Here is an 11525-nt window from a genome sequence, read left to right as displayed (position 1 = left end):
TTGCCGGCCCGCCGCCGCGGGGGCAGGCTCCAGGGGCATGTTCCTCGGCCACTTCGCCCTCGCGCTCGGCGCCAAGCGGGTCGCGCCGCGCGCCTCGCTCGGCACCCTCGTCGCGGCCTCGCAGCTCATCGACCTCGCCTGGCCGGCGCTGATCCTGGCGGGCGTGGAGGAGGTGCGGATCGATCCGGGCAACACCGCCTACACCCCGCTCGACTTCACCTCCTACCCCTTCACCCACGGCCTCAGCTCGGTGCTGCTCTGGGCGGCCGCCTTCGGCGGCGCTACCTGGCCGGCGCCTGGGTGGTGGCCGGGCTGGTGGCCTCGCACTGGCTGCTCGACGCCCTGACCCACCGGCCCGACCTGCCGCTCTGGCCGGGGGGGCCGCTGGTGGGGCTGGGGCTCTGGAACTCGGTGCCGGCCACGGTGGCGGTGGAGGCCCTGCTCTTCGCCGGCGGGGCCTTCCTCTACTACCGGACCACCCGCTGGAAGGACGGCGCGGGGCGCTTCGGGCTCTACGCCTTCCTCGGGCTGCTGCTGCTCATCTCGGCCGGCAACCTGCTCGGCCCACCGCCGCCCTCGGCCGAGGCGATCGGCTGGGCCGGGCTGGGGCTCTGGCTCTTCGTGCCGCTGGCCGCCTGGATCGATCGGCACCGCGTGGTGCGGGAGACGGTCGACCCGCCGGTGAAGGTGCTCTGAGGCGGGCCGTCCGCCGCGCCGGGCTCACATGCCGAACAGCAGCCGCACCACCACCACCGCCGCCGCCATGCCGGCCAGGTCCGCCAGCAGGGCGGCCGGCAGGGCGTGCCGGTACCTGGTCACCCCGGCCGCGCCGAAGTAGACCGCCAGCACGTAGAAGGTGGTCTCGGTGGAGCCGGCCATCACCGAGACCAGCCGGCCGGCGTAGGAGTCGGGCCCCTCGGCGCGCAGGACGTCGCCCACCACGCCGAGCGCGCCGCCCCCGGACATGGGCCGGATGACCACCAGCGGCAGCACCGAGGCCGGCACGCCCAGGGGGCCGAGCACCGGCGCCAGCGCCCAGGCCAGCGCGTCGAGCGCGCCGGAGGCCCGCAGCATGCCCAGCGCCACGATGACCGCCACCAGCGGCGGGATGATCTTCACCCCGGTCTCGAAGCCGGCCTTGGCCCCCTCCAGGAAGGCCGGGTAGACCTTCACCTTCCTGGTCAGGGCGTAGAGCGGGATGCCGGCCACCAGCAGCGGCACGGCCCAGGCGGAGAGGGCGTCGAGCGCGGCCTTGAGCACCGGTCAGGCCTCCCCGCCGCGCCGCGACAGCCGCGCCAGCCCCTTCGACACCAGCACCGCCACCACCACGCCGCAGGCCGAGGCCAGCAGGGTGGCCCCCAGGATCTCGGCCGGCGCCCGCGAGCCGGCGCCGGCGCGCAGGGCGATGACGCTGGCCGGCACCAGCTGCAGCGAGGCGGTGTTGAGCGCGCAGAAGAGCGCCTGGGCGTCGGTGGCGGTGCCCGGGCGCGGGTTCAGGGTCTCCAGCTCCACCATGGCGCGCACGCCGAACGGGGTGGCGGCGTTGCCCAGGCCGAAGAGGTTGGCGGCCACGTTCATCACCATCGAGCCCATGGCCGGGTGGTCGTGCGGCACCTCGGGGAAGAGGCGGCGCAGCACCGGCCGGACGGCCCGGGCCAGCAGGGCCACCAGCCCGGACTCCTCGGCCACCCGCATCAGGCCGAGCCAGAGGGTCATCACCCCCACCAGGCCGATGGAGACCGCCACCGCCTTGCCGGCCGACTCGGTGGCGGCGGCGGTCAGGTCGGCCACCCGCCCGTTCAGGGCGGCGGCCACGACGCTGGCGAGGAGGAGCACGGTCCAGAGGACGCCCATGGAGCCCTGGATCCTCGGCCCGCGGCGCGGGCGGGGCCAGTTTTTGGTACAAACCGCCGATGGCTCGCGCCCGCCTCCTGCTCGCCCTGCTCGCCGCCGCACCGCTCGCCGCCTGCCCCGAGCCGGCCGGCCAGCACGCCGCCCCGCCCCAGGGGCCGGCGCTCCCCAGCGCCACGCCCGGCCCGGCCGGCGTGGACGCCCTCTCGCTGCGCCGCCCGGCCGGCCCCGAGTGGTTCGGCCTCTACCTGATGGGGAAGAAGGCCGGCTGGACCCGCGTGGAGCTCAGGCGCCAGCCGCGCGACGGCCGCGAGGTGGTGGTGGCCGCCAGCGAGACCCTGCTGGAGGCCACCGTGGGCGACAAGACGGTGTCGCGGCGCCTCTCGGAGGAGCGCATCTACGAGGCCCGGCCGGCCGGCCGGCTGCTGGCCTTCCGCGCCGAGTGGTCGGGGGACGGCGGGGATCGCACCGTCACCGGCCGCTGCTCCCCCTCCGGCTGCACAGCCCGGGTGTCCAGCGACGGCGCGGCGCGCGACCAGGACCTGGGGGCGGTGGTGGAGACGCTCGACCAGGCCGAGGGGGTGCGGCTGGCGGCGGCCCGCCGGGCCACGGTGCTGGGGCCGCAGCTGGACCTGGAGAAGCTGCGCGTCCGCGAGCTGGAGCAGCGCTACCTGGGGCGCGAGCGGGTGGCCGGCGCCGGCGTCGAGGCCGAGGTGTCGGTGGTGAGCGAGGCCGAGGTGGGCGACCGCATCGCCGCCGAGTACCGCGTGGCCGACGACGGGCGGGTGGTGGAGATCCGCATCGGCGGCTCCATCGTGGCGCGGCCGGAGCCGGAGGCCACCGCCAGGAAGCTCGAGGCCATCGACCTCTTCACCCTGTCGCGCGTGCCGCTGCCGGGCCCGCTGCCGCGCACCGTGCCCGCCACCGTGACCTACCGGCTCTCCGGCCTGCCGGCCGGGTTCCGCAAGCCGGACGCCCGCCAGACCTTCGCGCCCGGCCCGGGCGGCACCACCCTGCTCACGGTGAGGGCGCGGCTGCCGGCCGCGGTGGACCCGCAGCGGGACACCCCGCGCACCACCCCGTCGCCGGACCCCGAGCTGGTGGCCGCCACGCCGGTGGTGGACGCCGACCACCCGGCGGTGGCCAAGCTGGCGAGGGACCTGGCCGGCGACGTGCCGGGCCGCTACGCCGCCGCGCTGCGGCTCTCCGAGCACGTCAACCGGCGCCTCGAGAAGGCCTACGGCGCGTCCAAGGACCGGGCCAGCGACGTCCTGGCCGCCGGCAAGGGCGACTGCACCGAGCACGCCGTGCTCTTCGTGGCGCTGGCCCGCGCGCTCGGCATCCCGGCCCGGCAGGTCCACGGCCTGGTCTACGCCCGCTACGCCGACGGCAAGGACGCCCTCTACTGGCACGCCTGGGCCGAGCTGCTCTCGGGCGGCGAGTGGATCGCCCTCGACCCCACCTTCGGCCAGCCAGTGGCCGACGCCACCCACCTCGCGCTCGGCATCGGCACGCAGGTGGACACCGTGGGGCTGCTCGGCGCCCTGCAGGTGGACGCGGTGGACGTGAAGCACGAGAAGTGAGGGCGGGGCTCCGGCCCAGGCTCTGACCCCGAACTCGACCCCGAACACGACTCCGACCCCAACCTCCTCACCACCCCAGGGAGCCACCATGACCGGTCTCGACCACGTCGCCATCCTCGTCTCCGACCTCGACGCCGCGGTGAAGCTCTACCGCGACGTCTACGGCCTCCACCTCGACGAGATCGAGGAGGTGCCCACCGAGAAGGTGCGGGTGGCCATCTTCGGCCACGGCCTGGGCCGGGTGGAGCTGGTCTGCCCGACCGACCCGGAGAGCCCCATGGCCAAGCGGATGAAGGAGAAGGGCGAGGGGCTGCACCACATCTGCCTGGCCGTCCCCGACATCCAGAAGGCCATGGACGCGCTGGCGGCCGGCGGGGCGCCGCTGCTCGACAAGGTGCCGCGCGTGGGCGCCGGCGGATCCAAGGTGGCCTTCGTGCACCCCAAGGGCAGCCGCGGGGTGCTGGTGGAGCTGAAGCAGTCCTAGACCGGGGGGAGCCCCAGGAACCCGGGCCGTGTCTCGACTGCGCGCCTGCTGCGCAGCCGCTCCGCTCGGCACGAACGGGGTCGGCGCCGCTAGAACATCACCTGCGCGAAGAGGACCAGCCGGTTGCCCACGCCGCTGGCGGCGGCGCGCACCGCCCGGTCCGACTCGTCGAACTCGTAGTTCAGGATGAAGCGGGCGCTCACCGGCAGCACGTCGTAGTAGGCGCCCACCGTGTAGCGCTCGGTCCGGTCGTTCACCGTGGCCGAGGCGTCGTTGGGCTCGTACAGCTCGGCGCGGAAGACCGGGCCGAGGTGCCAGGGGGTCTTGCCGTAGGCGCCGGCGTACCAGCCCCAGGCGGCCAGGTTGGTGACGGTGGAGGCGGTGGGCGCGGTGAAGCGGCGCTGGTGGCGGCGCGACTGGATGGCCTCCACCGCCACGAAGGCCCAGGGCGAGTCCCAGGTGAGGTCGGCGCCGGTGGTGTGGAACCAGAAGTAGGTGTCGTCGAGCACCGCGCCCTGCACGCCGAACTTGCCGTCTGTGCCGGTGGACGAGACCTGGTGGCCGTGGGCGTAGGAGATCCCCAGCCGCACCGTGCCGCCCGCCACCGCCGCGGAGAGGCCGGCCCGGCTCCACAGGTTCTTCTCGACCAGGTCGTCCTTGGCGTTGGGGCCGGCGCCGTTCACCACGGCGGCGATCACCTCGGCGGAGAGCGGGCCCATCACCGTGCCCTTCCAGGCGGCCTGTACCCCCTGATCGCGGCTGTCGCGCCCGCGCGCCAGGTTGACGATCACCGCCGAGTTGTAGACCCAGAGGAGCCGGGTGTCGGCCTCCGACTGCTCGTAGCCGAAGGGGGTCTTGAGCTGGCCGGCCCGGACCTCCACGCCGAAGCCGGGCCTGGCCGAGAGGTAGGCGTCCTTGAGGGCGCTGTCGGCGCCGTCGTAGACGAGCAGGTAGCCGAGCCCGGGGGCGACCTCGCCCCGCAGCCCGAGGCGGGCCCGCCGGTTCTCGAAGGTGCTGGTGTTGGCGGTGGGCGCCGCCTTGTCGGTGGCGGAGTACTGCAGGTTGAGGAAGCCGAAGACGGTCAGCTTGGGCGCGATGGCGGGGGCCGCGGACGCCGGGGCCGGCGCGGGGGCGACGACCGGCGCGGGGGCGGAGACGGGCGCGGCCGGCGGGGTCGTGACCGAGGGTGAAGCCGGCTCGGCCTGCGAGAGGAGGGCGGCGGCGAGGAGCGAGGTCAGCAGCATGGCGGGTCTCCCGTGGAGAAGGCCCGACCCTAGCAGGCACCGTCCGCCTCACCGGCGCGGCAGAAGCGCTCACTCACAGTGAGTGGCGCCGCACCCGGAGGTCGGCGCCGCGCCAGGCAGGAGCTTCCTCCCCCGCGTGGGCGGCTACCGTCCGGTCGGGTGGTAGAGCAGCACCACCGTGCCCTGCAGGTACTTGAGGTCCACGGCCGTCTGCCCGGACCTGAAGCGGGTCTGGCGCATGTCGAAGGAGGACTCCTTGGGCGTCACCTCGCCCGGGCCGGCCTCGGCGGCGAGCCGCTTCTCCAGCGCCTCGAAGGCGGCCGGCTCGGCGAAGGTGCTGGCCGGCGTCCGCAGGCTCACCAGCGCCAGCGTGCCCCCCTCGAAGAGGAAGCGGACCCGGAAGGCGAGGCCGCCGAGGTCGTGGCGCTCGATGCCCACCGCGATGACCTTGCCGTCGGCCAGCTTCTCCTCGGGGTCGAGGCGGACCGCCTCGCCCACGAAGGCCTTCAGCACCTGGTCCGGGGTCATGCCCCAGCGGGCGGCGCGCCAGGCGGCGGCGCCGTTGAGCAGCGGGGCCAGGGGCAGGATCGGCCCGTCGGCCGGCGCGGCGGTGGGCGCCGGCGCGGTCGCCGCGGGCGGCGCGACCGGCTCGGCGGCGCGAGCGGCGCCGGCGGCGAGCGGGAGGAGGGCGCAGAGGAGGCGGAGGGTGGTGGGCATCGTGTGACCTCGACGGGGTTGGGCGCCGGCTGAGGGCGCCGGCGGCATTCTGGCCCGGAGGCGGGCCGCGGTCGAGCGGGGGGGGGGGCGCGGCCGGGGAGGGACCGCGCCGGGGATGGTGGGGTGAGGGGCGGGGCGCTGGGGGTGGGTCCTGGGCTATACCCCCGTCGATGGAACTGCCTCCCGCGTCCACCGCGGCGGAGTTCGCCGCGATTCGCGGCGACGAGGCGCTGCTGCGGCCCGGCGTCGACACGATCCTCGCGCGCCATCACGTCGGCGGGGAGGTCGTGCGCTTCGCCGACGGATCGCTGCCGGTCTACGCCATCGGCGAGGCGCACGTGCTCAAGCTGTATCCGCCCCCGTACCTCTGCGAGCGGGAGACCGAGGCGTCGGCGCTGTCCGTGGTGACGGGGAGGCTGCCGATCCCGACGCCGCGCGTCGAACAGGTCGGCGAGCACACCGGCTGGGGCTACGTGCTCATGGATCGCCTGCACGGTGAGAGCCTGGCGACGGCCTGGCCGCGCATCGGCGAGCACGACCGCGAGCACCTGCTCGCCGGGCTCGGCGAGGCGCTCGCCGCACTGCACGCGATTCGCCATCCCCTGCTCGCAACCCTGTCGCCGCCCGACTGGGGCGCGTTCGTGTCCGAGCAACGCGCCAGCGCCGTGGAGCGCCAGCGGGCGAAGGGACTCGACGCGGCGTGGCTCGCGCAGCTCCCCGCGTTTCTCGAGACCGTGCCTCTCGAGGTGCCCGCGCAGCGCGTGCTCCTGCACACCGAGGTCATGCGCGAGCACCTGCTGGTGCGCCAGGGCCCGCGCGGCTGGGAGCTGTCGGGCCTGTTCGACTTCGAGCCCGCGATGTGCGGCGCACCGGAGTACGAGCTGGCGTCCGTCGGGGTGTTCGTCTCCTGCGGCGATCGCCGGCTGCTTCGCACCTTGCTGTGCGCCTACGGCCATCGTGAAGACGACCTCGACGAGGCGTTCGCGCGGCGCATGCTCGGGTACGCGATCGTGCATCGCTACTCGAACCTCCGCTGGTACCTCGAGCGCCTGCCACCGCTCGCGGCCCCGACGCTCGCCGCGCTCGCCCTCCGCGGCTGGGGCACGCGGTAGGCGGGGTCGTGATGCCCTGGGTGAGCGGTCCCACAGGGTCTGCTGACCCGCGCGAGGGCTGGGTTCCTGAACTCTGGGGCTGGGTTCGCCTACCCGCCGGTCAGCCAGGCGACCGCCGCCGCCACCGCCTCGGCGGGTCCCGCCGTGGGCTGGTCCGGTGCGACGGACCCGCCGTAGGTGGTCCCGCTCCGATCCCGATCCAGCCCGACCAGCAGCTGCAGCGTCCCCCCGTCCGAGAGCGGGAAGCCCCAGTTGGCGCTCGACACGCCGAAGGTCGCCGCGCCGAAGCTGCGGGTGTCGGGACGTCCGATGAAGGCGATCGCGATCGCCTCCCCGGCCGAACCGGTGCCACCGTCCAGCAGCACGGCGACGCGCGGCGCCGGGGCCCGGAGGGTGTACGGGACCGTGACGCTCAACTTGGGCCGCCCATCGAAGTGCGCCGCGCCGCCGGAGTACGCCCACGTCATGGTGGTCCCTGGCGCGAGGTACGGGGTCGTCATCCCCTCCGGGAAGACGAAGGAGCCGACCGTCCCGCTGCCCAGCACCGGCCCGATGCCGGCCAGCATCGGCCACATGTTGCCACCGCCGTTCTGCCGCAGGTCGACGATCCAGCCGACCAGTCCATCCCGGTCCTGGTCCTGAACGGCGGCCTGCAGCTGGTCGGCCAGCTGCCTCGTCGAGAGCGGGGAGCCGGAGTTCCCCGCGACACGGACGTACGCGACACCGGCCGGGAGGGCGCCGGGATCCGACCAGCCGGCCCAGCCCCCGAGCCCGTGCACCACCTGGTAGTGGCAGGTGCCCTGGCCTCGGCAGATGGCGCTGTGGCGGTCGTGGAGCAAGTCCACGGCGAGCCGGAGCGCCGGGTCGAGCTCGGCCAGGGTCGTGGCACCGGCCGCCGAGGCGTGCACCTGCCGCCGGTAGTCGGCCCAGTCGATCTCGCTCCGGTGGATGTGGTTCGACTCGATGAGGTCGAGGACCTCGTCGAGGTACCGGTCGGCCGGGTTGCCGTCCGTCCCCGACGAGCCCCCGCAGGAGACCGTGCCCGCGACCAGCAGGGCGGCGACCCAGCGCCGCGGTGTCCTCGGCACCCAACGCCACCAGCCACCGGGTGTGCGTCGCATGGCTCCCCCTCTCGCTCGCTGCCAAGAAGGGTAGCACCTGCACAGGCGGCGCATTCTCCACGTCGGAGCGGCTGGTCCTTCTTCCTCCCCTTCCACGCGGAGACGACCGTGGCGGTCACGGCGGGCGTTCCGGCGAGCATCGGCCTGTTCGGCCAGCACCAGTGCGCCGTGGCGCCGGAGACCATCGATGCCTGCTCCGGCAGCCTGACGGCCCGGGTCTTCACGGGAACCCTGCCCTGACCCAATCACCCGCCAGGAGGTCCGCAGCCGGACGTGAACAGCGGGTTGAGTGACCAGCCCGCATGGACCCCGATCGCTCTGGGCAGGGCCTCGGGCATCCACCCCGCCTTCAGGTGGACCGGCGCGCCGGGCGCTACGGGCAGTTCAGCTCGCCGCGCTCCCAACCCTTCACCGTCTTGGTGTAGTGGGTGAGCTCCTTGATCTTCAGATCCCCCTCGATGCGGAGGAGGGTCCCGGAGCAGCCGGTGTCCGTCACCTTGACGTCGGCCCGGTAGATGGCGCGGGGAGCCGGGGTGAAGATGGTGAGGAGGTAGCAGGAGGCGTTGAACTTCCGCCCCTCGATGAGGTAGCCGAACTCCTTGCCGGGCGTCAGCTTGAAGGTCCGCTGGGCCGTGAGCTCGTAGGGGCGACCCAGGTTGACCGTGCCGCGACAGGTTGACGGTTCGGTCACGCCGGTGAGGAGCGGCGGCTCGCCCGGCATCGGCGTGATGATCAGCGTGGCGGCGTCCTCGCCGGTGGCCTCGGCGAGGTCGTCGCGCGACTTCACGACGAGGTCGCTCATGACGCCGGCGCAGCCCGGCAAGCCGGCGAGGAGCGCGGCGACGGCGAGGATCCGCATGGCAGTGGTCATCTCTCGTTCCCCCCGGTTGCGGCCCGGAGGGCCACCCGGCTGACGCGCCGGGAGCGTACCATGGGTGCGTCCCGGCGCCCTCCGCGCCTCGCCAGCCAGGCCCCCACCGCGGCGCTGGTCCGCTCCCGCAGCGCCACCTCCTCGGCCGGCCGCTCCAGGGGCTCGGCCACCGCCGACCGGGCCGGCTCGACCGGCTGAGCCTCGAAGCTGGGCGTCCCCTCTGTCAGGAGGTCCGGAATCACCGGGGAATCTGCCGCACCATGGTCCGTGCCGCGGACGGCGGGACGAACGGCGGAACTCCGGGGCTGGGGTTCGCTGCCAGCGCCCCGGCCCTGGCGAACCCCTGATTGCAGCATCGGCCACCTCATTCTACGCTGCGCACCAGTACGTCTAGTCATTGCTTGACGCCTCGGTTGACGCCCACCACGGGCCGGGAGACCGCTGTGATGCTGGCCGCTTCGGTATCGCTCCTGCTCGCGCTGGCCGCAGCCGAAGGCTCGACGCCATCCGGCGATCTGCCGCCGGTGGAGGTCACGGGCGTCGTGATCGACGCCGCCGGCAAGCCGGTGGCCGGCGCGGTCATCTTCGTGGACGGCCAGCGAGGCCCAGGCCAGGACCTCCGGCGGTGGCGCCCGTGGCGGGACGGCGGCGATCTCCGCGGCCAGTCCGGGGCGGACGGTAGCTTCCGCATCCTGGTCCGCCAGGGGACGGTCAACATCATGGCTGGCCTGGTGAGCGATGGGCTCCGCGGCCGGGCCGTCCTCGTCGATGCGGAGCGCCCCGAGCAGCGCTCCGGCCTGCGGCTGGCGTTCGGCGGGCCGGCCGAGATCGCAGGCCGCGTCCTCGATCCGGACGGGAGTCCGGTCGCCGGGGTCTCGGTCCGAGTCTTCCCGGAGCCAGCCGAGTCCTCACCGGGCGGCGGGGCATCCTTCGGTGTGGCGCCGACCGACACCTCCGGCCGGTTTCGGCTGGTCGATCTCCGGCCCGGAAGCTACCGGCTCTTCGCCGAGGGCGCTGGCTGGTGGTGCCGGGTGGCCAGCGTCGAGGGACTACCCGTCAAGACCGGCATCCCGGCCCTGGTCGTCCCCGTGCAAGGGATGACCTCCATCCGTGGCAGGGTCACGGTGCCCGATGGCCAGGGGCAGCGGAGGGCACCGGCGCGCTTCGTCGTCGAGACCAAGCCATCTGGCGGGTGGGTGTTCAACACCGAAGACGGGCGCTTCGAGGTCCCGATCTACATGCCCTGGGTGAACCTCGGCGTGTTCGTCAGTGCGGAGGGACACGGCCGGCTCGCCTTCAGGGTGGATCTCGCCAAGGGCGAGCAGAAGGACCTCGGCGACATCGAGCTCGGGCCACCACGCACCGTGACCGGCCGGGTCGTCGATGAGGCCGGGGCTCCGGTGAGCGGGGCGAGGGTGCTGCTCGGGTACGCAGGCTACGCGATGAGATCCGACGTCATCACCGATTCGGCCGGTCGGTTCGCGCTGCCCGGTGTGGCCGCGTCCGACGCCCCGCTCCGTCTCGAGCCCCCAGGCCGCCGACGGACCGAGGCGGTAGCCCCCGAGGGCCAGGGCGATGTCGAGATCCGGCTCGGCGCCGGCACTGAAGGCGTGGTTGACCTCCGGGTTGAGGAGGCCGACGGAAGGCCCCTTGATGGAGCGGCCGTCGCGGTGGCCGGCGAGCATGGGGGCCGCTGCAGCAGCGCGGGCGGCGGGCATTGCATCATCACGGACCTGGCCCCTGGGCGCTACTCACTCCGGCTCACTTCCCAATCGAAGACCGGCCTCACCCGCCCCAAAGGCCCCGATCTCCAGGTCGACGTGACCGCGGACGGCGCCCCGGTCACGGGCCGCTTCCGGGCGGCTCGTCGGCCGTCGTCACTCCAGGTCCACGTGGCTACCGCCGACGGCGGGTTCGCCCGCGCGTGGGACTACGTCATCCCTGGCGAGGTCGGTGCGGATGGTGCGCTCGGGAAGCGGCGGCAGCCGCCTGTGCCTTACTACCGAGGGGGCGATGAACTGGTGCACCGGATCGCCAACCTGCCGCCGGATCGCTACACGGTGGTCGCGGCCGCCGTCGAACCGGTCTTCACCTGCGCCTGTACGGTGATCGACCTCGTGGAGGGCGAGGACCGCTCCGTGGTCGTCAAGGTCCCGTCGTCGGGCCCGGCCTGCGTCCGCTCGCCCTGACTCGGGTGGCGCCCGCGGCCCGAACTGCGCCACCTCGAGCACGCGGGCCGGGATATCCGCCCGAGCGCGCGGGCCGGGAGTTCCGCCCCGGAGACCTCCGTCCGCGGCTCGGACCGTGCGGTGGCCATCGAGGACGAGCTCGACCCGGGCCGCACGCACGGCCCCTTCTGTGTTGTTCGTGCGCCCGAACAACACAAGCGGGTCGTCCTGTGCTTCCCGTGGAACGCGCTGCCACCTCGCTCCCCGGCCGAGCCATGGCGGCGGAGGAGGAGCGGCCCGCGCCTTCACCGGGGATTCGGCCGCACCATGGTCCGCGCCGCGGACGGCGGTACGAACGGCGGAACTCCGGGTCG

General features: G+C 74.2%; 11 protein-coding genes and 1 pseudogene. 6 read left to right on the top strand and 6 right to left on the bottom strand.

From position 1 onward, the window contains the following. Positions 1-37 precede the first annotated feature (37 nt). Positions 38-696 (top strand): annotated as a pseudogene (locus tag IPO09_14890) (hypothetical protein). 24 nt (positions 697-720) lie between these two features. On the opposite strand, the gene IPO09_14885 reads toward IPO09_14890, so the two are convergent. Further along, positions 721-1260 carry a spore maturation protein gene (locus IPO09_14885; GenBank protein ID MBK9518605.1) on the bottom strand — a complete coding sequence of 180 codons (540 nt, stop codon included), beginning with the start codon at positions 1258-1260 and terminating at the stop codon, positions 721-723. 3 nt (positions 1261-1263) lie between these two features. Further along, complete coding sequence (locus tag IPO09_14880) at positions 1264-1854, bottom strand: nucleoside recognition protein (GenBank protein MBK9518604.1); 591 nt, start codon at positions 1852-1854, stop codon at positions 1264-1266. A gap of 59 nt (positions 1855-1913) precedes the next feature. On the opposite strand from IPO09_14880, the gene IPO09_14875 reads away from it, so the two are divergent. Both IPO09_14875 and mce read left to right on the top strand, forming a co-directional pair. Next, a complete protein-coding gene (locus tag IPO09_14875; GenBank protein MBK9518603.1) occupies positions 1914-3434 on the top strand; it encodes a lasso peptide biosynthesis protein in 1521 nt (506 codons plus the stop codon). 88 nt (positions 3435-3522) lie between these two features. Then, positions 3523-3918 carry a methylmalonyl-CoA epimerase gene (gene mce, locus IPO09_14870; protein ID MBK9518602.1) on the top strand — a complete coding sequence of 132 codons (396 nt, stop codon included), beginning with the start codon at positions 3523-3525 and terminating at the stop codon, positions 3916-3918. An 89-nt stretch (positions 3919-4007) separates the two neighbouring features. Here mce and IPO09_14865 read toward each other — a convergent pair whose 3' ends face one another. Both IPO09_14865 and IPO09_14860 read right to left on the bottom strand, forming a co-directional pair. Next, positions 4008-5162 (bottom strand): porin, encoded by a 1155-nt coding sequence (locus IPO09_14865; protein MBK9518601.1) that lies wholly within the window; start codon positions 5160-5162, stop codon positions 4008-4010. Positions 5163-5306: 144 nt separating this feature from the next. Beyond that, positions 5307-5879, bottom strand: a complete 573-nt coding sequence (locus IPO09_14860; protein MBK9518600.1) for a hypothetical protein — start codon at positions 5877-5879, stop codon at positions 5307-5309. Positions 5880-6049: 170 nt separating this feature from the next. Here IPO09_14860 and IPO09_14855 point away from each other — a divergent pair, with 170 nt between their 5' ends. Next, the gene (locus IPO09_14855) at positions 6050-6991 is read left to right on the top strand and encodes an aminoglycoside 3'-phosphotransferase/choline kinase family protein (protein ID MBK9518599.1); all 942 of its coding nucleotides are present in this window, start codon (positions 6050-6052) and stop codon (positions 6989-6991) included. A gap of 89 nt (positions 6992-7080) precedes the next feature. On the opposite strand, the gene IPO09_14850 is transcribed toward IPO09_14855, so the two are convergent. After that, complete coding sequence (locus IPO09_14850; GenBank protein ID MBK9518598.1) at positions 7081-8079, bottom strand: S41 family peptidase; 999 nt, start codon at positions 8077-8079, stop codon at positions 7081-7083. A gap of 406 nt (positions 8080-8485) precedes the next feature. Then, positions 8486-8971, bottom strand: a complete 486-nt coding sequence (locus IPO09_14845) for a hypothetical protein (GenBank protein MBK9518597.1) — start codon at positions 8969-8971, stop codon at positions 8486-8488. A 72-nt stretch (positions 8972-9043) separates the two neighbouring features. Here IPO09_14845 and IPO09_14840 point away from each other — a divergent pair, with 72 nt between their 5' ends. Beyond that, positions 9044-9181, top strand: a complete 138-nt coding sequence (locus tag IPO09_14840) for a hypothetical protein (protein ID MBK9518596.1) — start codon at positions 9044-9046, stop codon at positions 9179-9181. 248 nt (positions 9182-9429) lie between these two features. Further along, positions 9430-11172 carry a carboxypeptidase regulatory-like domain-containing protein gene (locus tag IPO09_14835; protein MBK9518595.1) on the top strand — a complete coding sequence of 581 codons (1743 nt, stop codon included), beginning with the start codon at positions 9430-9432 and terminating at the stop codon, positions 11170-11172. Positions 11173-11525: the final 353 nt, after the last annotated feature.

Source organism: Anaeromyxobacter sp., from assembly GCA_016718565.1.
Taxonomy (GTDB): domain Bacteria; phylum Myxococcota; class Myxococcia; order Myxococcales; family Anaeromyxobacteraceae; genus JADKCZ01.
The sequence above is the reverse complement of the archived record's forward strand: the minus strand, read 5'-3'. Positions and strand labels throughout refer to the sequence as shown.

Bases quoted from the DNA above. Each gene is read 5' to 3' on its own strand.
- IPO09_14860 (MBK9518600.1), bottom strand. From the start codon at position 5,879: ATGCCCACCACCCTCCGCCTCCTCTGCGCCCTCCTCCCGCTCGCCGCC.
- IPO09_14855 (MBK9518599.1), top strand. From the start codon at position 6,050: ATGGAACTGCCTCCCGCGTCCACCGCGGCGGAGTTCGCCGCGATTCGC.
- IPO09_14845 (MBK9518597.1), bottom strand. From the start codon at position 8,971: ATGCGGATCCTCGCCGTCGCCGCGCTCCTCGCCGGCTTGCCGGGCTGC.
- mce (MBK9518602.1), top strand. From the start codon at position 3,523: ATGACCGGTCTCGACCACGTCGCCATCCTCGTCTCCGACCTCGACGCC.
- IPO09_14840 (MBK9518596.1), top strand. From the start codon at position 9,044: ATGGGTGCGTCCCGGCGCCCTCCGCGCCTCGCCAGCCAGGCCCCCACC.
- IPO09_14835 (MBK9518595.1), top strand. From the start codon at position 9,430: ATGCTGGCCGCTTCGGTATCGCTCCTGCTCGCGCTGGCCGCAGCCGAA.
- IPO09_14880 (MBK9518604.1), bottom strand. From the start codon at position 1,854: ATGGGCGTCCTCTGGACCGTGCTCCTCCTCGCCAGCGTCGTGGCCGCC.
- IPO09_14875 (MBK9518603.1), top strand. From the start codon at position 1,914: ATGGCTCGCGCCCGCCTCCTGCTCGCCCTGCTCGCCGCCGCACCGCTC.
- IPO09_14865 (MBK9518601.1), bottom strand. From the start codon at position 5,162: ATGCTGCTGACCTCGCTCCTCGCCGCCGCCCTCCTCTCGCAGGCCGAG.